Below are 26350 nucleotides of genomic sequence, written 5' to 3'. Positions count from 1 at the left end.
TTTTGTGAAAACAGTCACGTCCTCTCGTGCTTATGCCCAAAAAACAGTCAATCGTTAGCGGGATTTGTCCGAGGCAGGCCTCATATTTTGTGCTTAGATTATCCAGTGAAACGCTTTTTCAATTACTTAAAACCGGCTTGCCGGGAAGTGTAAGTCACAGGGTTGTGGCATCCGCAATGCCCACTATTTTGTTGTACTAAGGACACATAATGAAAATTGAATCTGTAAACGTCACTGTTTTTCAATACCCTACACGTCGAGTTTCCGACAGCGCAGGCCATTCGCACCCGGGTGCGGAAAGCCTGGCAAAAATGGCGATGCTCACGATAACTACTGATGACGGCACTCAGGGTTTTTCGTTTGCCCCGCCGGAAGTGGTACGCCCGTTTGTGGTGAATACCTTTTTCCGCAAGGTGCTGGTCGGGCAGGACCCGTTTAACCGCGAGCGTATCTGGCAGGATTTAGTCCATTGGCAGCGCGGGAGCGCACATCAACTGACCGAGCGCGCGCTGTCGTTTGTCGAGCAGGCGCTGTGGGATTTAATGGGCCGCAAACTCAACATGCCGGTGTATAAACTGCTGGGCGGCTTTCGTGACAAAGTTCCGGCCTACGGCAGCACCATGTGCGGCGACGATCTGAAAGGCGGGCTCTCCACGCCGGAAGAGTACGCAGCGTTTGCCGAAACGCTGGTGGCGCGCGGGTATAAGGCTATCAAACTGCACACCTGGATGCCGCCGGTTTCTTTTGCGCCGAACCCGAAAATGGATATCAAAGCCTGCGCCGCCGTGCGTGAAGCCGTCGGCCCGGACATCGACCTGATGATTGACGGCTACCACTGGTATAGCCGCACCGAAGCGTTATGGATTGGTAAAGAGCTGGAAAAACTCAACTTCGCCTGGTTTGAAGAGCCAATGGAGGAGGACAGCATGTCGTCTTATGCCTGGCTTGCGGAAAATCTCTCTATTCCGGTGATTGGCCCGGAAAGCTTTGGTGGGAAGCACCACAGCCGCGCCGACTGGGTGAAAGCCGGAGCCTGCGACATTCTGCGTGCGGGCGCTAACGGCGTCGGTGGCATCACGCCGACCATGAAAGTTGCGGCGCTGGCGGAATCCTTCGGTATGGATTGCGAAGTGCACGGCAACGGTGCGGCAAGCCTGGCGGTGGTGGGGGCGATTCGCAACTGTCGCTGGTACGAGCGCGGCCTGCTGCATCCATTCCTGAATTACGATGAGCCCGCGGCTTACCTGAACTCGATTGTGGACCCTATGGACGTCGATGGTTTTGTGCATCTGCCGCAGGGGCCGGGTCTCGGGGAAGACATTAATTTTGCGTATATCGAAGCCAATACCGTCAGCCACGACTGACAGATAAAAATACTTCAACCCTACAAACGGTATACACAGATGAAAAAATCTTCCCTTGCGGGCGCGTGTTTACTCGCGCTGTCGCTGATGATGGGGAGCGGGGCGGCGCTGGCGAAAACGCCCCCCGATCAGCTCATCATTGGTATGAATATGAACAACCTGCTGACGCTCGACCCGGCGGCGATGACCGGGAACGAGGTGGTGGGTATTGTCGTTAACCTTTACGACTCGTTGGTGGAGCTCGATGCCAATCAGCTGACCAACGTGAAACCGGCGCTGGCGAAATCCTGGGATATTAGCCCGGACGGCAAAGTCCTGACTTTCCATTTACGCGATAACGTCACTTTCCATTCCGGCAATCCGCTTACGGCTGATGATGTGGTGTGGTCGATGCGCCGTATTCTGCACCTGAACCTTGCGCAAGCGTCGGTGTGGAAATCCTACGGCTTCAGTAAGAAAAATATCGATAACCAGGTGAGCGCGCCCGACCGTTATACGGTGCAAATCACGCTGCCGAAGGCTAACGATCCGCAACTGGTGATTTATTCCCTCGGCGCGCTTGGCAACCTGGGGGTGCTCGACAGCAAAACCGTACAGCAGCATGAAGCCAATAACGATTGGGGCAATCGCTGGCTGACCACCAACGAAGCCGGTTCCGGCCCCTTCATGCTGGAAACCTGGCAGGCGAAAGATGTGCTGCGCATGAAGCGCAACCCGCACTACTGGCGGGAAGAAGCCAAAATGAGCCGGGTGGTGCTGCGCCATTTTCAGGAGTCGCAAACCCTGCGTCTGATGATTGAAAAGGGCGATCTGGACGTCGCCAATAATATGGCCGTGTCCGATATCAATGCTCTGCGTAAAGACCCTGACCTGACGGTAGAGGCCGTGCAGAAAGGCACGGTGTATTACGTGGCGATGAGCATGAAAGAGGCCCATTTTGCCAACCCGAAAGTGCGCGAAGCGGTACGCTATCTGATTGATTATCAGGGGATCAACAAAGCGCTGATGCCGGGATACGGTGTGCTGCACCAGCGTCCTATCAAAGCCGGTATGCCGTCAACGCTGCCTGACCCTGGTTATCAGCTCGATATTCCGCGGGCGAAAAAACTGTTGGCAGAAGCGGGTTATCCTGAAGGTTTTGACACCACGCTGCGCGTGCTGGCCGATCAGCCATTCCTCAATATTGCGATTGCCGTTCAGTCAACGCTGATGCAGGCGGGCATTAACGCCAAAATCATTACCGGCACCGGTAACCAGATTTATGGCGCGATGCGCGAACGCAAATTTGACCTGCTGGTGGGGCGCGGCGGCAGCGGAATGGAGCCGCACCCGCACTCCAGCCTGCGTGCGCTGGTGTACAACCCGGACAACAGCGATGAAGCGCGGTTGACTAACTTTCAGGGCTGGCGCACCGGTTTTTACGACAAGCAACTGAACGAGATGATCGATACGGCGTTGCTTGAACGCGACCCGCAAAAACAGCAGGCCGACTATCAGGCAATCCAGACCCGTTATGACCAGCTCATCCCGGCGCTGCAACCACTGTCGCAGATGGTAGATTCGGTGGTGGTGCGTAATGAAGTCAAAGATTTCCAGTCGCACCCCTCGGCCACCACGTTTTTGCGTGAAGTCTATAAAGTCAGCGAAGGAGATAAAGGATGAGTATGGTCATACTTGCGTCAGGCTCGCGCGCCCGGCGATTCTCTAAGCGATTGATGCAGGTCGCAATTACGCTATTCGGCCTGCTGTTACTCACGTTTTTCATCGGGCGCGTGATGCCCATCGACCCGGTGCTGGCGATTGTCGGACCCGATGCGGATCAAAGCACCTATCAGCAGGTTTATCAGCAACTGGGCTTTGATAAATCACTGGCGGCGCAGTTTGGTATCTATTTCAGCAACCTGCTGCACGGTGATTTAGGCAACGCATTGCTCACCGGCAAACCGGTGCTCGACGATATTATCCGCGTCTTCCCGGCCACCATGGAGCTGGCGACGATGGCGATCATTGTCGGCGCCGGGCTCGGCATTCCACTGGGCGTACTGGCGGCGGCGCGTCGTAACAGCGTTTCCGACTATGTGGTGAGAATTATCAGTCTGGCAGGCTACTCCACGCCTATCTTCTGGGTTGGGATGATGGGGCTGCTGGTGTTTTACGCGTGGCTCGGCTGGGTGGGCGGCGCAGGGCGCGTGGATTTAGGTCTGGACGGCCTCGTGCCGCGTCGTACCGGATTAATGACCGTTGATGCGTTACTGGCGGGCAACGGTACGGTGTTCTGGAATGCGATAAACCATCTGATCCTGCCTGCCGCGCTGCTCGGTTTCCATTCGCTGGCCTACATCAGCCGGATGACCCGCAGCTTTATGCTGGCGCAGTTATCGCAGGAATTTATTATCACCGCCCGCGTGAAGGGGTTGACCGAACGTCAGGTTATCTGGAATCACGCGTTTCGCAACATTCTGGTACAACTGCTGACGGTCGTCGCGCTGGCCTACGGCTCACTGCTGGAAGGCGCCGTGCTGATTGAAACCGTTTTCTCATGGCCGGGTTTTGGCTCCTATCTTACCGGCAGCCTGCTGCTGGGTGATATGAACGCGGTGATGGGCTGCGTGCTGGTGGTCGGGGTTATCTTCGTGATGCTCAACCTGCTTTCCGACATGCTTTATCAACTCTTTGATCCGAGGACAAAATCATGACCGTTTCTCTGGATACGCCGGTACGTGCAGGTGATGGGGAAGGTGCGGCGCGCATCAAACGTGCGCTACAGCGTACGAGCGGCTTTATCGGCAAGATGGCGCGGAACCCGCTGACCGCTATTGGCGGCGGGATTATTTTCCTGCTGCTGGTGGTAGCGATTTTTGCGCCGCTCATCGCGCCGTATAACCCGTTGGTGCAGGACCTCAATAACGCGCTTATCGCGCCCAACGCGCAGCACTGGTTTGGTACCGATGAGTTTGGTCGCGATATTTTCAGCCGTCTGGTGTACGGCTCGCGCATTACGCTTTACATCGTACTGCTGGTGTCGGTTACCGTCGGCCCACTGGGGCTGCTGCTCGGCGTTACCGCAGGTTATTTTGGCGGAAAGGTCGATATGGTGTTGATGCGCGTCACCGACATTTTTATCTCCTTCCCAAGCCTGGTGCTGGCACTGGCGTTTGTCGCCGCGTTAGGGCCAGGGCTTGAACATGTGGTGATCGCAATTACCTTAACCGCCTGGCCGCCGATTGCGCGCCTGGCGCGTGCCGAAACACTCTCGCTACGTCAGGCTGATTTTATTTCGGCAGTCCGTTTGCAGGGCGCATCACCGGTACGCGTGCTGTGGCGACATATTGTGCCGCTGTGCCTGCCGTCGGTGATTATCCGTATCACCATGAATATGGCGGGGATTATCCTGACCGCCGCCGGGCTCGGCTTCCTCGGCCTTGGCGCGCAACCGCCGGAACCGGAGTGGGGGGCGATGATCTCCAGCGGTCGCACTTACATGATGGAGTGCTGGTGGGTGGTGACAATCCCGGGGCTGGCGATTCTGATTAACAGTCTGGCATTCAATTTCTTAGGAGATGGCTTACGTGACATCCTCGATCCTCGCAGCATGTAATACGCCGTTGCTTGATGTGCGCGACCTGCACGTCGAGTTTGTTAACGGCCAGGCGGTGACCCACGCGGTGCGCGGTGTCTCCTTTCAACTGGGACGCGAAAAGCTGGCGATTGTTGGCGAATCAGGTTCGGGTAAATCGACCGTCGGGCGTGCGCTGTTGCATCTGCATCCGAAAAAATCCCGGATTACCTCCTCGCGGATGCAGTTCGGTGATATCGATTTGCAGCATGCCACGGAAGCGCAGATGCGCGGCATTCGTGGTAAGCGAATTTCGATGATCATGCAGGACCCGAAATATTCGCTCAACCCGGTGGTGTGCGTCGGCGATCAGATTGCTGAAGCATGGCTGACGCACCATCCTGGGCGTAAAGCCGAGGCGAAAACTAAAGCGATGGAGATGCTTGAAGTGGTGCGTATTCGCCAGCCGGAGCGCGTTTACGCGCTCTATCCCCATGAAATTTCTGGTGGGCAAGGGCAGCGCGTCATGATCGCCATGATGCTGATAACCGATCCGGAACTGGTGATCGCCGATGAACCGACCTCGGCGCTGGACGTCTCCGTGCGTTTGCAGGTGCTGGGCTTGCTCGACGATCTGGTGAAATCACGCGGGTTAGGGCTGATTTTTATCAGCCACGATATCAACCTGGTGCGCAGTTTTTGCGACCGCGTGCTGGTGATGTACGCCGGGCGGGTGGTGGAATCGATTGCCGCGAAAGATCTCGATAAGGCGCAGCATCCCTACACGCAGGGGTTGATTAACTCGCTGCCGGATATGCATCAGCGCCGCCCGGTACTGCCGGTGCTTCAGCGCCAGGCCAGCTGGCTGATGGAATAAGGAGCGCGTCATGATTGAAGTGAATAACCTGAATCTGGTGTTTGGTGAAGGTGAGAAGCGTAACCAGGTGCTGTATGACGTGAGTTTCCACGTTAAGCCGGGTGAGATTTACGGGCTGGTGGGGGAGTCGGGCTCGGGCAAAACCACGGTGCTGAAGTGCCTTGCCGGGCTGTTTACCCACTGGCAGGGCGCGCTGGCGATTAACGGCCAGCCGCTGGATCACAGCATCAGCCGGACGCGCTGTCGCCAGGTGCAAATGGTGTTTCAGGACCCCTACGGTTCGTTGCATCCGCGCCATACCATTGGCGATATTCTGGAGGAGCCGCTGCAAATCCACGGCATCGCCGATCGCGACCGACGAATCAACACGCTGCTGGATCGCGTGGGGTTAAACCGCGCCTTTCGCGAGCGCTACCCGCATCAGCTCTCCGGCGGGCAGCGTCAACGCGTGGCGATTGCCCGCGCGTTGATTCTGGAGCCGCAGGTGTTGCTGCTTGATGAGCCGACGTCGGCGCTGGATGTGTCGGTGCAGGCGGAGATTTTAAACCTGCTGGCGGAGTTGCAGCAGGAGTCGGGGTTGACGTATCTGATGGTGACGCATGACCTCGGCGTCATCGCCCACTTATGCCAGAAAGTGGCGGTGATGCAGTACGGTAAAATCCTCGAAACGCTCACCGTTGACGATTTGGTTGCCGGGAAAGCGCAAACGGATTATACGCGGATGCTGGTCAACGCCAGCCAGCAGTACACCCGCGAGATGGCGCGGGAAGTGGCAGCGTATTGAGCCATGCCGGGGGCGCTGCGCTTGCCCGGCCTGTGGGGGAGTCGTTGTAGGCCGGATAAGGCGAAGCCGCCATCCGGCACTGGTGCGGACTTTGCCGGGGGGAGTCGTTGTAGTTGTAGGCCGGATAAGGCGCAGCCGCATCCGGCATTATTGCAGGCTAGCGCAATAGCTGACAATCTGGCGGCAGGCGCGCGCGGAGCGCATCCGATAAAATATCGATGCGAAACGTCTGCCCGCTAAGCGGCTCACCGTCAAGGTTAAAGGTCATCGAATGCGGCGAGGTGATTTCTATCCAGTCAGAGCGCCCGCGCACCAGATGCGGGTTCTCTTCCTGCTGTGTAATGGTGGTGAAAATGGCAGGCAGCAGTTCTTCCCCGGTAATCACCAGTAAATCCAGCAGCCCATCATTAATCAGTGCGTCAGGGCAGAGCGGCTGTCCACCGCCGGCCTGACGCCCGTTACCAATGCCAATCACCAGCGCATCGCCCTGCCAGTGGAAATTCTCACCGCGAATTTCACAGCGGTCAGGTTTCAGCGTGTCCATCCGCATTAACCCGTGAATCAAATACGATACCCCACCCAACGCCGCTTTCAGTTTTTCCGGCGTTTCGGTGGTAATGCGCGTGCCAAATCCCCCCGTTGCCATATTAATAAAGCAGGTTTTATCGTTCACGCGCGCAGTATCAATCGGCACATCGCGTCCGGAAATCGCCAGACGCAGAGCTTTCTCCAGATCCATCGGAATACCGACGCTGGTGGCGAAATCATTAGCGGTGCCGAGGGGCAGAATCCCCAACGCCGGAGCATTGGTGTTTTTCAGCTCAATCAACGCGGTGGCGATTTCATTAATGGTGCCGTCGCCGCCGCCGGAAATTACCGTGGCGACGCCAAGTTGCAGCGCTTCCTGGATATAGCGCGGCGCATCGCCTTTTTCCCAGGTGACGCGAACATGAAGTTCAGCGCCTTCTTTACGAAGGGTATCAACCGCCTGACGCAGCTGCGGATTGTCCGCGCTCTTGCCGTTGAGGATCAATAAGCTGGCGGGAAAGTTGGTCATCCTTTTTCCTCGTTATTCAACGTAATAAAAGTATATGGCAGAAAAAGTATAGCCGGATAAGAAGGAGCTGATTTTCAGAAAAGGAAGGGGACAGATAAAAAATTAGCCTGCGTAAGGGAGATTACGCAGGCCAAGGAGGTGGTTCCTGGTACAGCTAGCATTTATGGGTTATGTTTTTCAGCGAAGCGATAATACCCGGAATAAACAATTAGGTATGTGATCCAATTCTAAGATTCTTCTCGCTTGCGAAATTACCCACTATGAACTACTTGCTGTGCGGGTTACGCGTCGATTCGCCGTTGAAATTACGCATCAGCAGCGCGTAATCCAAAGCGATATCTTCCGGTACCGGCAGCCAGACAATATGACCGTCGCCCGGTGCGACGGGTTTATCGGCACCTTTGGCGTCGACCATCTGCTCCAGCGTAAAGTTTACGTTACCCTGGGGGGTCATCAGTTCCAGGCTATCGCCGACGGCAAATTTATTCTTCACAGCCACTTCCGCCAGCGCGCCTTTGCGCTGACCGGTAAATTCGCCGACAAACTGCTGGCGTTCAGACACAGAGAAACCGTATTCGTAATTCTGGTAGTCATCATGCGTATGGCGACGCAGGAAGCCTTCGGTGTAACCGCGATGGGCCAAACCTTCCAGGGTTTCCAGCAGGCTGGTATCGAACGGTTTGCCTGCGGCGGCATCATCAATTGCCTTGCGGTACACCTGCGCCGTGCGCGCGCAGTAGTAGAAGGATTTAGTACGGCCTTCGATTTTCAGCGAGTGCACGCCCATTTGCGTCAAACGTTCGACGTGGGCAATGGCGCGCAGATCTTTTGAGTTCATGATGTAAGTGCCGTGTTCGTCTTCGAAGGCGGTCATGTACTCGCCCGGACGCTGCGCTTCCTCAATCATAAACACTTTGTCGGTTGGCTCGCCGATGCCCAGCGTCGGTTCAACGTTTTGCACCGGAATCGGCTCGTATTTGTGGACGATATTACCGACCACATCTTCTTTGCCTTCCTGAACGTTGTATTCCCAACGGCAGGCGTTGGTGCAGGTACCCTGGTTCGGGTCGCGCTTGTTAATATAGCCAGAAAGCAGGCAACGGCCAGAGTAGGCCATGCACAGCGCGCCATGAACGAAGATCTCAATCTCCATTTCTGGCACCTGTTGGCGAATTTCTTCAATCTCTTCCAGCGACAGTTCGCGGGAAAGAATCACGCGGGAGAGCCCCATCTGCTGCCAGAATTTCACCGTCGCCCAGTTCACGGCGTTCGCCTGTACGGAGAGGTGAATCTGCATATCCGGGAAATGCTCACGCACCAGCATGATAAGACCCGGATCGGACATAATCAGCGCATCCGGCCCCATATCCACCACCGGCTTCAGGTCACGAATAAAAGTTTTCAGCTTGGCGTTATGCGGCGCGATATTCACCACCACATAGAATTTTTTACCGAGCGCATGGGCTTCGTTAATGCCGAGCTGCAAATTTTCGTGATTGAATTCGTTATTGCGAACGCGCAGGGAGTAACGCGGTTGGCCCGCATAAACTGCATCCGCGCCATAAGCGAAAGCGTAACGCATATTTTTCAGCGTTCCCGCCGGGGAAAGGAGTTCCGGTTTAAACATGATTTTCTCGTTCTGATGACAGGTCAGATCCGCGTCACGGTGTGCGCGGCAGGGAGGGTTCCCATACTTTTAGGGCGGGCATTGTAGCGCTGCGGGGAGCAGGAGTAAACCTTCCCCCTGTTGCCGGATGGCGGCGACGCCTTATCCGGCCTACAGGTGAGTGGCCCCGGAGCTGATAAGCACAGCGCCATCAGGCATTATGCGAGGATTACGCCATCCGGCACGCATCCGCTTCCCAGCGATATCCTACGCCATACACCGCGCGGATAAACGACTGTTCGGCGTCGAGCGCTTCCAGCTTGCGGCGCAGGTTTTTGATATGGCTATCGATGGTGCGGTCAGTCACTACGCGATAGTCGTCGTAAAGGTGGTTAAGCAGCTGTTCGCGCGAGAAGACTTTTCCCGGCTCCTGCGACAGGGTTTTCAGCAGGCGGAATTCTGCGGGGGTTAAGTCCAGCAGACGATCGCGCCAGGAGGCCTGAAAACGGTTTTCATCGACAATCAGCGGGCTTTGCGCATCCAGCGCCTGAATATCCCGACGCGGTTTGCAGCGGCGCAGGATGGTTTTCACGCGCGCGACCACTTCACGCGGGCTGTAAGGTTTGCAGATGTAATCATCCGCGCCAATTTCCAGCCCCAGCAGGCGATCAATTTCTTCGATTTTGGCGGTGACCATCACAATAGGCACTTCTGAGAAGCGGCGGATTTCGCGGCACAGCGTCAGGCCATCGGTACCCGGCAGCATGAGATCCAGCAGGATTAGGTCCGGCGGCGTATCGTGCACAAAAGGCAGAACCTGATCACCGTGGCTGATAAGCGTTGGCGCGTAGTTGGCCGCCAACAGATAATCAATCAGCAACTGCCCGAGCTTGGGTTCGTCCTCGACAATCAAAATGCGCGGGGTGTTTTCATCTATCGGTAACTCAGTCATAACTCTCTCGATGTGTCGCGATCCAGCGGTAATTCTACTTTAATGCTTACCCCGCCAAAAGGCGAATGGGCGGCATCAAGCCTGCCGCCGTGGGCGGTAACAATATTCACGCAAATCGCCAGCCCGAGGCCGGAGCCGCCGCTGGCGCGGTTGCGCGATCCTTCCGTTCGGTAAAAACGCTCGCACAGCATGGCGAGCTGTTCATCGCTGACGCCCGGCCCGCTGTCTGCGAACTCAACCGTCACGTTTTGCAGCGTTTTCCTGGCGCGAATATGCACGTCGCCGCCGCTGTCGGTGTAACGCAGGCTGTTTTCCAGCACGTTATTGAACAACTGCATCAGGCGGTCGCGATCGCCGAAGACCATCGCGCTTTCGGGCAATGAAAGATGCAGCGTTAAGCCGCGGCTGGCTAAACGTTCGCGGAAAGCGCCCGCGGCAATTTCCAGCAAGGAAACGAGGTCCACCGGCGCTTTTTGATACGCCAGCGCGCCTTCGTCAGACATCGAAAGCTGATGCAGATCGTTCACCAGTTTGGTCAGCGTGGCGACTTCCGCCTGTAAAGAGGCGACCGATTCCGGGGTGAACTTACGCACGCCATCCTGAATGGCTTCCAGCTCACCGCGCAGTACCGCCAGCGGGGTGCGCAGTTCGTGGGAGATATCGGCCATAAAATCGCGGCGCATCTGCTGATTGCGATCGAGCGTGCTGGCGAGCTGGTTGAAGTCCTGCGCCAGCCTGCCGAGTTCATCGCTGCCGCGCGCGTCAACGCGCGTTGAGAAATCACCCGCCGCCAGTTTATGCGTGCCTTCCACCAGCCGTTTCACCGGAGCCAGCAAACCGCGCGCCAGCGGGAAGGTCGCCAGCGCGGCGAGTAGCGTTGAAAGCGCGACTATCAGCCAACTGGTGCGGCGCTGTTGTTCATCGAAATTAATATCCGTATTACGCGTCAGCCGCTCTACGGGTGAGGCGATAACCGCGCCGACGGCCAGCCCATCGACGACGATCGCGCGGCGTGTGCCGTCCGGCGGAACGGGCTCGCGTGGGCCAACCAAAACGCGTTCGCGCTGATCGACAACCCAAAACTGCGTTCGCCAGCCGTGCGGCGGCATGGAAGGCCCCGGCGGTCCTGGCGGGCCCGGTGGGCGATGTTCATCATTATTATCATGCTCGAATGAGCGCAAAATCTGGAAGATGAAGCGATCGTTATTACGCAGAAAACGCCAGTTACCGTGCTGCGCATACTGCTCTGCCAGCGCGTCGCTCAGCAGTTCAAGGCGCTGCTCGTTGCCGTGCTTAATGTAATCAATAAACCCGCGCTCAAAACTGATGCGCACCGCCCAGTGCATCGTGATAAGCAACACGATACAGGTGGCGAAGATGGCGAGGAAAAGTTTTCCGGTGATCCCCGGACGCCATAATTTCACTGTTCACTCCTTTTTCGTCGGGCGATAACCACGTTTTTGGTGACATCGTCAGGTACGCGGGCAAAAATCAGGGCGGGCAGGGCGATAATCAGCGCCATGCACAGATAGGTGTACATAAAGACCTGATGCGTGGCGCCACTGTCGGCGGCAACGTGCTGCTGGCCGAACATCCCCAGCAGTAAGCCCGCCACGGTGACGCCAATACTCATCGAGAGCTGCATGATCATCGACAGCAGGCTATTGCCGCTGCTGGCGTGTTCATCGGGCAAATCTTTCAGCGTCAGCGTGTTCATCGACGAAAAGCGGCTGGAGTTAACCATCCCCTGAATAAACAGCACCAGCGGCAGTGCGTAATACCAGCCTGCCAGCGCCGTGGCCATAAACACGAGGCTAACCAGCGCGAGGCCAATCGTGGTGGTGACCAGTACATGGCGATAGCCAAAACGGTTAACCACCTGCACCACAATACGTTTCATCCCCATGCTGCCGAGCACCATCGGGATCATCATCAGCCCGGCGTGGAACGGCGAAAATCCAAGGCCGATCTGCAAAAAGACCGGCGTCATAAAGGGCAGCATTCCGCTACCGATGCGTCCGGCGAAACTGCCCGCCAGGCCAAGGGAAAACGTTGGTGTGCGGAAAAGCTTCAGGCTAAACAGTGCGTTGTCGTTACCTTTGGCGTGCCAGAGATAAAACAGAATCGAGGCGACGCCGGCGGCGACCAGAATCCCCAGCGTCAGGCTTGAGATGCCGAGCCCTTTCTGACCATCAAGCGCCAGCGTCAGCACCGCCATGCCCAGCGCCAGCACAATGAAACCGCTCAGATCAAAACGGCGAGTTTGCAGCGTGTAGTTTGGCATCAGCATCAGGGTGGCGATGCCGCCGATAATGCCGACTGGAATGTTGATCAGGAAGATCCAGTGCCAGGAGGCGTATTCCACCAGCATGCCGCCGAGCGCCGGACCCAGCAGCGGTCCAACCTGGCCGGGCAGAGTGACGAAGGTCATCGCCGCCATATACTGCGAGCGTGGCACGATTTTCATCACCGTCAGTCGCCCGACGGGTACCATCATCGCGCCGCCCACGCCCTGCAATACGCGCGCCATCACCAGCTCATTGAGCGTGCTCGCCAGTGAGCAAAATAGCGACCCGGCGGTGAACAGGACAATGGCGGTGAAGAAGATATTGCGCACGCCCACTCTGTCCGCCAGCCAGCCGGAGGCGGGAAGCATCACCGCGACGGTCAGCACGTAAGAGACCACCACCATATGCATATGCAGTGGGCTCTCGCCCAGGCTTGCCGCCATAGAGGGGAGGGCGGTATTGACGATAGTGGTGTCCAGCGACTGCATAAAGAAGCCGAACGCCACTATCCACAGTTGCCAGCGCACGCTGGCGGGGAGTTCTGTCATTTTACTCGGTTACCGATTGTCGGGATTGACGCGAAAAACGCAGGCGCAGACGATCGAAGAACAGATAAACCACCGGGGTGGTGTACAGCGTCAGCAACTGGCTGACGGCTAAACCGCCGACAATGGTTATCCCCAGCGGCTGGCGCAGTTCCGAGCCGTCGCCGCTGGAAATCACCAGCGGTAAGGCGCCAAACAGCGCCGCCAGCGTGGTCATCATAATCGGGCGAAAACGCAGCAGGCAGGCCTGGAAAATCGCTTCTTCAGGCGACAGATTGCCGTTTCGCTGCGCCTCCAGCGCAAAATCGACCATCATAATGGCGTTTTTCTTCACGATGCCAATTAGTAGCATAATCCCGATAAGCGCGATTAGGCTGAAGGGGGCATTGAAGAGTTCCAGCGCCAGCAGCGCGCCGACGCCCGCCGAGGGCAGCGTGGAGAGGATAGTCAGCGGGTGAACGTAGCTCTCGTACAGCATCCCCAGCACAATGTAGACGGTGGCGATGGCGGCGATAATCAAAATTATCTGCGAGTTCATGGTCTCCTGGAACACCTGTGCGGTACCGGCGAACGATCCGCGCACCGTAGACGGCACGCCAAGCTGAGTCATAGCGCGGTCAATTGCATCGCTCGCTTCCGACAGTGATTTCCCGGTTGGCAGGTTAAACGACACCGTCGACGCCGCCGATAATCCCTGATGGTTCACCGAGAGCGGTGCATTAGCGGGCTGCCATTTGGCGAAGTAAGAAAGCGGAATCGCTTTGCCTTCGTTGTTAATGACGAACATTTTATCCAGCGCGCTGACGTCCTGGGTGTAGACCGGATCGACTTCCATCACTACTTTGTACTGGTTAAGCGGTTGATAGATGGTTGAAATCTGCCGCTGACCAAAGGCATTGTTCAACAGACTGTTGGCTGCCTGAACGCTGATACCGAGACGCGACATGGTTTCCCGGTCATAAACCAGATCCATCTCGGCGCCGTTATCTTCCTGATCCGAGTTCACGTCCGCCAGTTCCGGCAGTGCCGCCAGCGCTTTACGAATTTTCGGTTCCCACTCGCGCAGGGCGCTCAGGTCGTCAGACAACAGGGTGTACTGATAGCTGGCGTTAGACTGACGTCCGCCGACGCGAATGTCCTGCACCGCCATCAGAAACAGGTTAGCACCTGGCTCTTTCGCCAGCTTCTTACGCAGGCGGTCGATCACCTGTTGTGCTGAATCATGCCGTTCACCGCGCGATTTCAGGGTGATAAACATCATTCCGCTGTTCACGCGCGAGCCGCCGGTAAAGCCGGTGACGTTATCCACCGCCGGATCTTCACGGATAATTTTCATGAAGTCCTGTAATTTTCCGCGCATCGCCTGGAAAGAGATGCTCTGGTCAGCCTGAATGCCGCCCATCAGCACGCCGGTATCCTGCTCCGGGAAGAAGGTTTTTGGGATGGCGATATAGAGCCAGACATTCAGCGCAACGGTTGCGAGGAAAACCAGACCAACCATTCGCGAGTGTTTCAGCACCCAGTGCAGGGATTTACCGTAACCCTGTTGCAGGCCAACCAGCAAACGTCCCAGTCCCTTATTACGGGTTGGCGTATGGGCAGGCTGGCGCTTGAGCATCCAGCCGCACATCATCGGCGTTAAGGTCAACGATACCGCCAGCGAAATACCAATTGCCACCGACAACGTCACCGCAAACTCGCGCAACAGGCGGCCCGGAAGCCCGTCCATCAGCAACAGCGGCAGGAAAACGGCCACCAGCGACACGCTCATCGACAGCACCGTAAACCCGACTTCCCGGCTCCCCTGAAGGGCGGCCTGCATCGGTTTCATCCCGGCTTCGATATGGCGCGAAATGTTTTCCAGCACCACAATGGCGTCATCCACCACGAATCCGGTGGCGATAGTGAGCGCCATCAGCGACAGGTTATTCAGGCTAAAGCCGCACAGATACATGGCGGCAAAGGTGCCTATCAATGAGACGGGAACGGCGACGGCGGGGATCAGTGTCGCGCGACCGGATCGCAGGAACAGGAATACCACCAGGATCACCAGCGCCACGGAAATCACCAGCGTTTGTTCAACTTCTTCCAGCGAGGCGCGAATCGTTGGCGAGCGATCCTGCGCAATTTGCAGGTCAATCGCCGCCGGAATGGTCTGCTGAAGTTCCGGCAGTTCGGCGCGGATGGCGTCCACCGTTTCGATAATGTTGGCTTCCGGCAGTTTGCGGATCATCAACAAAATCGCGGGTTTGGCATTGGTCATCCCGGCGTTACGTACGTCCTGCACGGAGTCAGTCACCGTGGCGACATCGCTTAGACGCACCGCCGCACCGTTGTTGTAATGGATGATTAATGGTTGGTATTCCGCCGCCGTCTTCAGTTCGTCGTTGGTCTGAATCTGCCAGCGATGAGCGTTATCTTCCAGCGCCCCCTGTGGTTTACGCACGTTGGCATTGCTGATGGCGGTGCGCACATCATCCAGCGACACGCCCTGATTAAACAGCGCCTGTGGGTTAAGCCCCACGCGCACAGCAGGCAGTGAACTGCCGCCGACATCGACATCGCCAACGCCGTCGATCTGCGCGATGCTTTGCGCCAGTTGCGTCGAGGCGAAATCATACAGCTCACCCTGGGAGTAAGTATCCGAGGTCAGCGTCAGGATCATGATCGGCGCATCGGACGGGTTGGCTTTACGATAGGTTGGACGGCTGGGCATGCCGCTTGGCAACAGGCTTTGTGCAGCATTGATTGCGGCCTGCACATCGCGCGCGGCGCCGTTGATATCGCGATCAAAATTAAACTGCAAAATGATGCGCGTACTGCCGAGCGAGCTGCTGGAGGTCATTTCGCTAACCCCGGCAATGCGCCCGAGCGAACGCTCCAGCGGCGTGGCGACCGACGACGCCATGGTTTCAGGCGACGCGCCAGGCAGCGAAGCACTGACCATAATGACCGGGAAATCAACCTGCGGCAGCGGGGCCACCGGCAGCAGTCGGAAGCCCAGCACGCCACAGAGGGTGATGGCGATAGAGATTAAAATCGTCGCCACCGGGCGGTAAATGAAGAGAGCGAAAAACTTCATTTACGCCTCCTCCTCATGTCGCGGGAAGCGTTTTTTCAGATGCAGCGCCAGACGGTCAAACAGCAGATAAATGACCGGCGTGGTGAACAGCGTCAGCACCTGGCTGACCAGCAGGCCGCCAACCATACCAATCCCTAACGGGCGACGCAGTTCCGCGCCGACCCCGGTGCTCAGCATCAGCGGCAGCGCGCCGAGCAGCGCAGCAAGTGTGGTCATCAGAATCGGACGAAAACGCAGGAGACACGCCTGATATATCGCTTCATGCGGCGGCATGCCCTGTTCACGCTCTGCCGCCAGCGCGAAGTCGATCATCATGATGGCGTTTTTCTTCACGATCCCGATGAGCAAAATAATGCCGATAATAGCGATCACATCCAGCTCGCTGCCGGCAATCATCAGCGCCAGCAACGCCCCTACGCCTGCGGTTGGCAGGGTAGAGAGGATGGTAATCGGGTGAATAAAGCTTTCATACAGTACACCGAGCACGATATACATCGCCACCACTGCCGCGACCACCAGCCAGACCGTGCTGCTGAGCGCCGACTGGAAGGCCAGCGAACTGCCCTGGAATTCGGTACGAATATCCGTCGGGAAGCTGAGCGTCTTTTCTGCGTTCATAATCGCATCGACCGCATCGCCCAATGAATAGTCGCCCGCCACGTTGAACGAAATGGTGGTCACCGGGAACTGATCCAGATGATTGATGGAGAGCGGGGCAAAACGTTGCTCAACTTTAGCGATGGCCGTTAAGGGCACCACACCGCCGTCGCTGCTGGTCAGGCGCACGTTATCCAGCGCCGCGAGCCCCGGCGTCGCTTGTGTGTCATGTTCCAGTACTACGCGGTACTGATTGGCCTGGGTATAAATAGTGGAAATAAGGCGCTGGCCGAAGGCGTTATATAGCGCGTTATCCACGTCCGCCATGGAAATACCCAAACGGCTGGCACTATCGCGATCCACGTTAACGTAAGCCACCAGTCCCTGATCCTGCCAGTCACTGCTGACGTCAGAAAGCTGCGGCAGGGTTTGCAGTTGCTCGACCAACTGCGGTACCCACAGACTCAGGGCATCGAGAGAGTTCGCCTGAAGCGTGAACTGGTATTGCGTGCGGCTCACGGTGGTATCGATAGTGAGATCCTGCGTCGGTTGCAGGTAGAGTGAGATACCCGGTACGCGGTCGACATTCTGTTGCAGGCGCTTAATCACGTTCTGCACGCGGTCATCACGCTCATCCAGCGGCTTGAGGTTGATTTGCAAACGGGCGCTGTTCAGCGCCGGGTTGGTGCCGTCCACACCGACGTATGACGTCAGGCTTTCGACAGCCGGGTCCTTCAGAATGATGTCGGAAACCTGCTGCTGGCGCTGCACCATGTTGGCGAAAGACGCCGATTGTGGCGCCTGCAGCGTGCCCTGAATAATGCCGTTATCCTGAATCGGGAAGAAGCCTTTCGGAATCACCACCCACAGGATAATCGATAACGCCAGGGTACCCAGCGCCACGCTGAGCGTCAGCCATGGATGCTTGAGGACGCGGGCCAGCATATGCCCGTAACCGGCAATCACGCGGTCGAAGAAACGTTCGCTGGCGCGGGAAAAGCGGTTCTGTTTACGCAGGGATTCATGGCTGAGCATGCGCGCACACATCATCGGTGTCAGGGTCAGCGACACAATGGCGGAAATGAGTATCGCCACCGCCAGCGTCACCGCAAATTCGCGGAACAGGCGACCGACAATATCGCCCATAAACAGCAGTGGGATCAGCACCGCAATCAGCGAGAAGGTGAGGGAGATAATGGTGAAACCGATTTCGCCCGCGCCTTTCAGCGCGGCGGTCAGCGGTTTTTCGCCTTTCTCGATATAGCGCGAGATATTCTCAATCACCACAATGGCGTCATCGACCACGAAACCGGTGGCGATGGTGAGCGCCATCAGCGTCAGGTTGTTGATGGAAAAATCAAGGAACACCATCACCGCAAAGGTACCAATCAACGACAGCGGAACCGCTACGCCGGGAATGATGGTCGCCGGAACGTTACGCAGGAACAGGTAGATGATCATCACCACCAGCGCAATGGCGAGCATCAGTTCGAACTGCGTATCGGTGACCGAGGCGCGAATATTGGTGGTGCGATCGGACAACACCTCAACGTTTACTGATTTCGGCAGGCTTTCAGTGAGCTGCGGCAGCATCTGACGAATGCTGTCGGCGGTAGAGATAATGTTGGCGCCCGGCTGACGCTGGACGTTCATCACAATCGCGTGTTGGTTGTTAGCCCACGCGCCAAGCCAGGTGTTTTCCGCACCCTGCTCAATGGTGGCGACATCGCCCAGACGCACCGGGGAGCCATTCTGATAAGCGATAATCAGCTTGCGATACTCTTCCGCTGACTGCATCTGGTCGTTCGCGGATAACGTCACGGCGCGGGTCGGGCCGTCGAGGCTCCCTTTGGCCGAGTTAACGTTCGCGCTGGTGATCGCGGTGCGCACTGTTTCACTGGTTAATCCTAACGCGGCAATGGCCTGTGCATTCAGTTTGACCCGCACGGCAGGGCGCTGACCGCCCGCCAGCGTCACCAGCCCGACGCCGGAAACCTGAGATATTTTCTGTGCCACGCGCGTTTCGACCATATCTTCCACCTGCGTCATCGGCATGGCGGAAGAGGTGACGGCGAGCGTCATGATTGGCGGGTCTGCCGGGTTCACTTTGCTGTAAACCGGCGGGTTAGGCAAATCGTCCGGCAGCAGGTTAGTGGCGGCGTTAATCGCGGCCTGCACTTCCTGCTCGGCCACGTCCAGCGGTAACGTTAACTGGAATTGAAGAGTCACCACTGACGCCCCGCCGGAACTCTGGGAGGACATCTGTTTCAGGCCGGACATCTGGCCGAACTGGCGCTCCAGCGGTGCGGTGACGGCAGACGTCATGACGTCCGGACTGGCGCCAGGGTAAAGGGTGACCACCTGAATGGTGGGGTAATCTACTTCTGGCAACGCCGAAACGGGCAGGAAGCGATAGCCGATGATCCCGGCAATCAGGATCGCCACCATCAGCAGGGTGGTGGCGACCGGGCGCATGATAAACAGGCGGGATGGGCCGCCCGTGTTGCTCGGCGGTAAAACGTGCATCAGGAGCGTGCTCCTTTATGGCCCGCGGCGGTCGCGGGTTCTGCCGTTTTGCTATCGCTGGTGGCGCTATGTGCTTCCACCACTTCCACTTTCGCGCCTTCGGTCAGTCGGTCGATACCGTCCGTTACCACGCGATCGCCTGCCGAGAGCCCGGCGCTGATCACCACTTTCTGGCTGTCCTGAATACCTGGAACCACGGTATGTTTGCTGACTTTATTCTCACTGTTCAGCACCCAGACAAAGTGACCGTCATTGCCCATTTGCAGGGCCGCAGCCGGAATCACCACCGCATCCTGTTGAGTATCCACCAGCATCCGCGCGTTAACGAACTGATTCGGGAAGAGGGCATCATCCTGGTTGTTGAAACGCGCCTTCAGCTTGATGGTGCCGGTGGTGGCGTCAATCTGGTTATCCAGGCTCAGCAGTACACCATCGCTCAGTTTCTGTTTGTTGGTGCGATCCCACGCTTCGACGGTCAGCGGTTTACCGGATTTCTGCGCATTCACCACGGTGGCAATGTCATTTTCCGGTAGGGTGAACACCAGGTCGATCGGGTGTGTCTGGGTGAGCACGACAATACCGGTGGTATCGCCGCTGGAAATCTGGTTGCCGATATCAACCTGCTTCAGACCTACGCGCCCGTCCACTGGCGCGGTGATACGGCTCCAGTCGAGCTGAAGCTGTGCGCTGGCAACGGCGGCTTCATCGGCCTTGATAGTCCCCTGCGTTTCGCTGACCAGCGACTGTTGGGTATCGAGCTCCTGGCGTGAAACCAGATTGGTTTTCACCAGTTGTTGATAGCGGGCAAGATCGCGACGGGCGTTAGCCAGTGTCGCTTTGTCTTTCGCCAGTTGTCCCTGCGCCTGAGCGAGGGCAACTTTGAACTGGCTCGGATCGATCTCCGCGAGCAGATCGCCTGCTTTTACCTGCTGTCCTTCCTGAAAGTGCAGCGCTATCAACTGACCGTCTACGCGGCTGCGCACCGTCACGGTGTTGGCGGCGGTGATGGTGCCTAATCCACTCAGATAGCGCGGTACCGCTTCGCTGGTTGCTGTCGCGGCCTGAACCGGCGCAAGCGTTGCGCCGAAGCGGCCACCATGACGTCCACTGCCTGCCGGGCGCTCTCCCTGAGCGGCAGCTGCCGGGCCTGCGGATTCTGGTGTGCGATTCATCAGCCAGTAGCCTGTCACTGCGCCGGCCACAATCAGCAATGCCAGCACAACCAGCCAGCGGGATTTGTTACTGCCTTTCATTTTAATGAGTTTCTCGTCCTGAACCATTTCGCGGAATGATACTAGTTTAGTGATCGGATGGTCGGAAAAAATGGAGGAAATATGAAACACAGGGACGAATCGTCCGAATCACGGCCGCTTTGCGAGGCCGCTCGGGGAATTGACACGCAGGAAGCACAGCAGAAGGAGGCTGCGTTAGAGTGCATCCTGAATCGCTGCATTGCAGAAAAAGTGTTCAGCAGGGGGCTGAAAAGGGAAAGCCCCTCCCGAAGAAGGGGCCTTAAAAAGGAAAGGGTTATGATGAAACTGGTCATCATACTGGTGATTCTCTTAGTGATTAGCTTACCGGCTTACTAAGACACCAGGGGGAGGGGGAAACCTCTCCCTAACCCTCACTCCTTAATTTAGGGTTGCATCAACGGGAAGTCAATCGTGCACGGCAGACTTTGCGGCGCAGATAGCAGTTGGCGCGTCTTACCAGAAAGGAGGCGGCAGCAATGCAGAAAAGGTGTTCAGCAGGGGGCTGAAAAGGGAAAGCCCCTCCCGAAGAAGGGGCCTTAAAAAGGAAAGGGTTATGATGAAACTGGTCATCATACTGGTGATGCTCTTAGTGATTAGCTTCCACGCTTACTAAGACACCAGGGGGAGGGGGAAACCTCTCCCTAACCCTCACTCCTTAATTTAGGATTGCATCCAGTGGAAGTCAATGCCTGTGCGAGCCACTTTGCGACATGGCGAGCAGTTAACTAAACACCACCTGCGCCCAGCGGGCCAAACCAGCAGTGACCGAGCCAAAATCATCGCCACCGGCAATCGGAATTCCAGGCAGTTGCTCCGCCAGCGCTTTTTTGATCAGCGGAGAACGGGCACTGCCGCCGGTCAGATAGATGATATCCGGCTTTTCTGCGCTTGCGTTTAACGCCAGATGTACCTGCTCCATAATGCGCGTCAGCGGTTGGTCCAGCGCTGTCTCCAGCCCTTGCTGAGTGATAGCGGTGGCGAGTTCATCGCTGATAAACGGCAAGGTCGTTGCCACTTCCGGGCGATCGGAGAGCGCGATTTTGCTTTCTTCGGCGCTGCGCACCAGGCGGTAGCTCAGACGCTGCTGCCACACTTTGTAGAGCAGGGCGACTTTCTCTGCATCGCGGGCGTCGCGTGCCAGGTCGCGCAGCATGCGGCCATTGGCGCTGCTGTAGAAATCGGTCTGCGCTGGAACATCGTTAATCGCCACCGCATTCCACCAGGGCAGAATCGGCAGGGCGATGCCTTTTTCAGTTTCGCCGCCCATACCAAGTAATGGCATCAGGCTTTTGAAGGCCAGCGCGATGTCGAGGTCGTTCCCGCCGACGCGGCAACCGCTGTGGCCGAGCAGGCTTTGTTCGCGATCAAGCTTCTCACGCCATTGTGGGCCCATCAGCAAAACGGAGCAGTCAGTGGTACCGCCGCCGATGTCGACAACCAGCACGCGCTGCTCTTTATCCAGCGTAGCTTCGAAATCGAGCCCTGCGGCAACGGGTTCATACTGGAATACCACATCGCGAAAACCAGCACGTTTCGCCGCGCGTTCGAGAATACCCTGCGCCTGCACGTTAGCGTCGTCCCCGCCGAGCCCCTGGAAGTTAATGGGGCGACCAATGACCGCCTGATCAATGCTTTCAGGTAGTTGACCCTGCGCTTGCTGGCGAATATGCAGCATCATCGCGCACACGAGGTCTTCGAATACGGCTACCTGCTGCGGCTTCAGCCCGCTGGCGCCGAGGAATGATTTTGGCGATTTGACGAAGTAGACCTCTTCCGGGTCATCGATGTACTGGCGCAAAGATGCCAGTCCGAACTGCACGCTGTTGCTCAATACGTCGATATCTTCGTCGCGATTATAGTTGACCGCCCGGCGCAGCAAGGCCTGGGTCTCATCGCCCGTGGCGGGTACCTGATGATGGCGGTAGAGCCATTCGCTGACCGCTTCGCGGGTGGGGGCACAGAGCATCGAAGGCAGCAGCGAACTGCCGTTTTCCAGGGTCAACAGATGAGGTTTTCCCTCCTGCATCACCGCCACTGAACAGTTTGCCGTACCGTAGTCAAAACCAATAAACACCTTTAAATCCCCATGCCGGTGAAGAAGGGGGGCGACTTTACTTGCATTTTTTCCTGACGACAAGTCGGAATATGAAAGCAAGGAACAAAAGCCGGTTTGCCGCTATGCTGTAGGCGCAAACCGGGGAGAAAATATGTTCGAATTAACGTGGCAGGCACCTTACGACTGGCCGTGGATGTGGGGTTTTTTACAGGCGCGTGCGGTGGCAGGCATCGAGCGTTTTGAGGAAGGGCGATACACGCGCAGTTTTGAATACAACGGGCATTGCGGCGTCATCACTATGACGCCGGATGAAACGCGGCAGGTGCTTTGCGTCACGCTTTCAGAAGGCTTATTACCGGTAGCGCAGCCTTGCCTGACGCGAATCTCTCACTTGCTGGATCTTAAATGTGAGCCTCAGACAATTAATGATACGCTTGGCACGCTGGCGAGCGCGCGACCAGGGTTACGCTTACCGGGCGCGATGGATGCGTTCGAGCAAGGCGTCAGGGCGATACTCGGCCAACTGGTGAGCGTATCAATGGCGGCAAAATTAACCGGCAAAGTGGTCGCCGCGGTGGGTGACCCCTTGCCCGATTTTACCGACTTTTACCTTTTCCCACGTCCGGAACAGTTGATGAATGCCGATCCCCAGCGGCTTAAGGCGCTGGGTATGCCGCTCAAGCGGGCGGAATCGCTTATCTATCTGGCAAGGGCGGCGTTAACCGGCGAGCTGCCGCTCAACGCCCCCGAGGATATTGAGCAGGGAATGAAAGCACTGCAAAGCTTCCCCGGGATTGGTCGCTGGACGGCGAACTATTTTGCCCTGCGCGGCTGGCAGGCCAGCGATGTATTTTTGCCGGATGATTATTTGATCAAGCAGCGTTTCCCCGGCATGACGCCCGCGCAGATCCGCCTCTATGCCGAGCGCTGGCATCCCTGGCGCTCTTATGCGCTGCTGCATATCTGGTATACGGAAGACTGGGCCCCCTAAAGGCTTACTCTTTTTGTGATAATCGGTTTTGGACGCGCGGCATGGCATCCGGGTGCGTGCCGTAAATCGTCACCCGTCCGCGGCCATTGTTTTTCGAGGCATAGCAGGCGATATCCGCTTGCGATAACAGATCGGTCAGAGAGGTATTATTCCTGTCGATAAAGGTGATCCCCACGCTGGCACCAATATGGTGCTCGCGGCCTTCCCAGGTAAAGTGGTAGTTATTCACGCCGTCGACAATGCGCTGCGCAATATCGTGCGCGTCCTCTTCTTTACACTCCGGCAGCAGCAGGCCGAACTCATCACCGCCAAGGCGGGCAAGAATATCGCCTTTTCGCACAAGGCTGAGCATCAGGGCTGAAATCTCGCGCAGCAGGGCATCACCGGCGGCATGTCCCGCGTTATCGTTCACAGACTTAAAGCGGTCAAGGTCAATAAACACCAGCGCATGACGTTCCTGCGCGTTATCAATGTTGAGCAGATGGCGCTTAAGGTGGCTTTCAAAACTAGCCCGGTTCGCCAGATGGGTCAGCACATCATGTGAAGCGCTGTAGCTGAGCTGACGCAGCATCTCGCGTGATTCGGTGACATCCTGAATCACCAGCACTGAACCGATGTTTTCGCCATTCAGGGTACTCAGGGGGGTAATGCTGTACTGAATATCGAAGCTACCGCCGTGTCGGCTATGCAGGACTAAATCGTCGTCAATGTCGCTGCGGTAGAGATCGCCCGTATGGAAATTCCCCATCAATGGGCCATGATCGCCGACGCTGATATGCAGGACGGAAAGCAGCGGTTTGTTTAGCGCTTCCTGCTGAGTCCAGCCGCTCATTTTCTCCGCCACCGGGTTCATAAAGGTGATATTCATGTTGCTATCGGTACACACGACGGCTTCGCCGATGGAGTCGAGCGTGATATGTAACCGCTCTTTCTCCTGGAACAGCGCTTCGTTCAGCTCTTTCACTTCGGTCATATCAATATTAATGCCGAGCAGGCGTTCTACTTCGCCCTGTTTATTCAGCACGCGGTTCGCCAGCGATCGAATATGACGAACTTTACCCTTCAGCTTAACGCGAAATTCCAGCATCAGCGGCGCGCTGGATTTGAGCGAGTTCAACACTTTGCGGGTCGCGTTTTCGCGATCTTCTTCAACCAGGCAGGATTCCCAAACCTGCCAGGTGGGTTTCACATGTGAAGGGACTCCGTAGAGTTCAAACATCCGCTTATCCCAGCTGATTTTGTTCGGCTTGAGATCCCATTCCCAGATACCCACGCCGCCCGCTTCATTGGCAAGCGTAATGCGCTCCATCAGGCGCTGATTGACCTGCTCGGTTTTTTTCAGTTCGTTAATGTCTTCAATCTGGGCGATAAAATAGAGTGGCGTGCTATCCGGGTTGCGCACTAATGACACGGCGAGCAGCGCCCAGACCACTTCGCCCTGACGGGTGTAATAGCGCTTCTCCATGGTGTAGGTGTTGATGTCGCCGCGCACCAGACTGTCGCGTTGACTCAGGTCGGAGTCTAAATCCTCCGGTAAGGTGAGTTCCTGAAAGGTCAGTTTGCGTAGCTCATCCGGGCTGTATCCCAGAAACTGGCACAGGGATTTATTCACCTGTAGCCACTGGCCTTCCGTTCCCACCAGCGCCATGCCAATGGCTGAATGTTCCATCGCATTGCGGAAACGTTCTTCACTTTCAACAATATGCTTACTTTCGGCGCGAAAGGCGTACATCACCATGGTCATGACGTTCGCCGGAAGCAGAATCATCACAAACGGCATCCACGACGCATTGGTAACGGTATAGACGACGGAAACGTGCTGAGAGAGCGTGGAATCCGACATAATCAGCGACACCAGCATCACCGTGCACAAAAAAACCATAAACGCTTCCATACGCGGTAAGCGCACGGCGCTCCACATCAGAAATACGATGATGCAGGTATAGGGCCAGGGCATATAAATCATCGACAGTGCGCTAAGGGCGAGGGTCACAGCCAGCGTCAGCAGCGTTTCCAGCAGCAGGCGCGGGTTGCGGTGACGCAGCAGGTAATGCGGCTTAAACAGCAGCCCTAATGGCACCAGCGCCAGTGCGCCAATGGCTTCGGAAAGCGTCCAGACAATAAACGACTGCAGCGGGTTATCACCCGGCACGAGCAGATACACCATCAGCCCGCCGACCAGCGGCGGAATCAGCGCGCTGCCAATGGCAAGGCGGATCCAGTCATGAAGATTTTGCAGCGGGTTATAGTGGGGTAAGAGTTTACGCAGCAGCAGACCACCCACGACGGCTTCGGCGACATTAATCCCGGAGTAAATGAGGTTTAGCTCGTGCAGCGGAAAGAGCACCAACGATGCCGCCACATTACCCAGCGTACAGGCAATGGCAATGGCGGGCCATAAGCGGCGGCTGTGGCGATAAAACGCCACCATCATGACCGACGTCGGGAACCAGAGCGGTGCCAGAAGCGCGCCAAGTTGCGTCAGCTCAAGTGAAAAAAGGGTGAAAATAAACGTCACCAGACCCAGACTGGCCAGACGTAGCACAGGGTGAGTGGGAACAACGAATACTGGCCGGGATACTTTTTTCATTACCATTTTCGCGAAGAGTGCCGCAGGGTGGTTTCAGATTTATCTGATAGTGGATGTTGCCATGCTAGTACAAAGCATTAAGAATTTATATGGGGGTAGCACATAAATAGATAGCACTGAGACCCTGCTTGCGCAACCTGACGGAACGGAAAACGTACGCTTTCGCCCCTGACGCGTACGTGGCAGAGGAACTTTTCGCAGTCGACCCGCGCAATCCCGCGCATAC

At 56.8% G+C, this 26350-nt stretch carries 18 protein-coding genes and 1 pseudogene; 9 read left to right on the top strand and 10 right to left on the bottom strand.

All coding sequences use genetic code 11. The annotated features are described in order from the left end of the window. Nucleotides 1–209: 209 nt before the first annotated feature. Genes F0Q32_RS06345 through F0Q32_RS06320 form a run of 6 tightly spaced genes read left to right on the top strand, consistent with a single transcriptional unit; the run spans nt 210 to nt 6581 of the window. Nucleotides 210–1364, top strand: a complete 1155-nt coding sequence (locus tag F0Q32_RS06345) for a mandelate racemase family protein (RefSeq protein ID WP_149462407.1) — start codon at nt 210–212, stop codon at nt 1362–1364. A 39-nt stretch (nt 1365–1403) separates the two neighbouring features. Continuing rightward, nucleotides 1404–3026, top strand: coding sequence for an ABC transporter substrate-binding protein (locus F0Q32_RS06340; RefSeq protein WP_149462406.1), 1623 nt, complete (start codon nt 1404–1406; stop codon nt 3024–3026). Further along, complete coding sequence (locus tag F0Q32_RS06335; protein WP_149462405.1) at nt 3023–4060, top strand: ABC transporter permease; 1038 nt, start codon at nt 3023–3025, stop codon at nt 4058–4060. The genes F0Q32_RS06340 and F0Q32_RS06335 overlap by 4 nt, the downstream gene beginning before the upstream one ends. After that, complete coding sequence (locus tag F0Q32_RS06330; protein ID WP_149462404.1) at nt 4057–4962, top strand: ABC transporter permease; 906 nt, start codon at nt 4057–4059, stop codon at nt 4960–4962. Before F0Q32_RS06335 ends, F0Q32_RS06330 begins: the two co-directional genes overlap by 4 nt. After that, a complete protein-coding gene (locus F0Q32_RS06325) occupies nt 4934–5797 on the top strand; it encodes an ABC transporter ATP-binding protein (protein ID WP_149462403.1) in 864 nt (287 codons plus the stop codon). The genes F0Q32_RS06330 and F0Q32_RS06325 overlap by 29 nt, the downstream gene beginning before the upstream one ends. Before the next feature lie 10 nt (nt 5798–5807). Then, the gene (locus F0Q32_RS06320; RefSeq protein WP_149462402.1) at nt 5808–6581 is read left to right on the top strand and encodes an ABC transporter ATP-binding protein; all 774 of its coding nucleotides are present in this window, start codon (nt 5808–5810) and stop codon (nt 6579–6581) included. 157 nt (nt 6582–6738) lie between these two features. On the opposite strand, the gene yegS is transcribed toward F0Q32_RS06320, so the two are convergent. The 8 genes from yegS to F0Q32_RS06280 all read right to left on the bottom strand — a co-directional run bounded on the left by yegS (nt 6739) and on the right by F0Q32_RS06280 (nt 20487). Beyond that, the gene (yegS, locus tag F0Q32_RS06315) at nt 6739–7638 is read right to left on the bottom strand and encodes a lipid kinase YegS (RefSeq protein WP_149462401.1); all 900 of its coding nucleotides are present in this window, start codon (nt 7636–7638) and stop codon (nt 6739–6741) included. A 265-nt stretch (nt 7639–7903) separates the two neighbouring features. Further along, the gene (gene yegQ, locus F0Q32_RS06310) at nt 7904–9265 is read right to left on the bottom strand and encodes a tRNA 5-hydroxyuridine modification protein YegQ (protein WP_149462400.1); all 1362 of its coding nucleotides are present in this window, start codon (nt 9263–9265) and stop codon (nt 7904–7906) included. 208 nt (nt 9266–9473) lie between these two features. Further along, a complete protein-coding gene (baeR, locus tag F0Q32_RS06305; protein ID WP_113857241.1) occupies nt 9474–10196 on the bottom strand; it encodes a two-component system response regulator BaeR in 723 nt (240 codons plus the stop codon). After that, nucleotides 10193–11620, bottom strand: a complete 1428-nt coding sequence (gene baeS / locus F0Q32_RS06300; RefSeq protein ID WP_149462399.1) for a two-component system sensor histidine kinase BaeS — start codon at nt 11618–11620, stop codon at nt 10193–10195. Before baeS ends, baeR begins: the two co-directional genes overlap by 4 nt. Beyond that, complete coding sequence (locus F0Q32_RS06295) at nt 11617–13032, bottom strand: MFS transporter (protein WP_149462398.1); 1416 nt, start codon at nt 13030–13032, stop codon at nt 11617–11619. Before F0Q32_RS06295 ends, baeS begins: the two co-directional genes overlap by 4 nt. A gap of 1 nt (nt 13033) precedes the next feature. After that, the gene (gene mdtC / locus F0Q32_RS06290) at nt 13034–16111 is read right to left on the bottom strand and encodes a multidrug efflux RND transporter permease subunit MdtC (RefSeq protein ID WP_149462397.1); all 3078 of its coding nucleotides are present in this window, start codon (nt 16109–16111) and stop codon (nt 13034–13036) included. Beyond that, nucleotides 16112–19234, bottom strand: a complete 3123-nt coding sequence (locus F0Q32_RS06285) for an MdtB/MuxB family multidrug efflux RND transporter permease subunit (protein WP_149462396.1) — start codon at nt 19232–19234, stop codon at nt 16112–16114. Beyond that, entirely contained in the window at nt 19234–20487 is a 1254-nt protein-coding gene (locus F0Q32_RS06280; protein WP_149462395.1) for an MdtA/MuxA family multidrug efflux RND transporter periplasmic adaptor subunit, read from the bottom strand. The genes F0Q32_RS06285 and F0Q32_RS06280 overlap by 1 nt, the downstream gene beginning before the upstream one ends. A gap of 276 nt (nt 20488–20763) precedes the next feature. Here F0Q32_RS06280 and F0Q32_RS26335 point away from each other — a divergent pair, with 276 nt between their 5' ends. Together F0Q32_RS26335 and F0Q32_RS26330 are read left to right on the top strand one after the other, a co-directional pair. Continuing rightward, nucleotides 20764–20823 carry a type I toxin-antitoxin system Ibs family toxin gene (locus F0Q32_RS26335; RefSeq protein ID WP_108418456.1) on the top strand — a complete coding sequence of 20 codons (60 nt, stop codon included), beginning with the start codon at nt 20764–20766 and terminating at the stop codon, nt 20821–20823. A gap of 217 nt (nt 20824–21040) precedes the next feature. After that, complete coding sequence (locus F0Q32_RS26330; RefSeq protein ID WP_223145798.1) at nt 21041–21100, top strand: type I toxin-antitoxin system Ibs family toxin; 60 nt, start codon at nt 21041–21043, stop codon at nt 21098–21100. A 108-nt stretch (nt 21101–21208) separates the two neighbouring features. Here the strand turns inward: F0Q32_RS26330 and yegD are convergent, their stop codons facing one another. Beyond that, nucleotides 21209–22561: a molecular chaperone gene (gene yegD, locus F0Q32_RS06265; protein WP_149462392.1), complete on the bottom strand. Its 1353-nt coding sequence runs from the start codon at nt 22559–22561 to the stop codon at nt 21209–21211. Nucleotides 22562–22694: 133 nt separating this feature from the next. Between yegD and alkA the strand changes: the two genes are divergently transcribed. Beyond that, a complete protein-coding gene (gene alkA, locus F0Q32_RS06260; protein WP_149462391.1) occupies nt 22695–23534 on the top strand; it encodes a DNA-3-methyladenine glycosylase 2 in 840 nt (279 codons plus the stop codon). Between the two features lie 7 nt (nt 23535–23541). Here alkA and F0Q32_RS06255 read toward each other — a convergent pair. Then, nucleotides 23542–26124 (bottom strand): annotated as a pseudogene (locus F0Q32_RS06255) (diguanylate cyclase); the annotation flags it as partial. Nucleotides 26125–26350 lie beyond the last annotated feature (226 nt).

Origin of the sequence: Pseudocitrobacter sp. 73 (assembly GCF_008369545.1) — a bacterium.
Taxonomy (GTDB): domain Bacteria; phylum Pseudomonadota; class Gammaproteobacteria; order Enterobacterales; family Enterobacteriaceae; genus Pseudocitrobacter; species Pseudocitrobacter vendiensis.
Note: the sequence above shows the minus strand (reverse complement) of the source record. Positions and strands in the feature narration are given on the sequence as shown.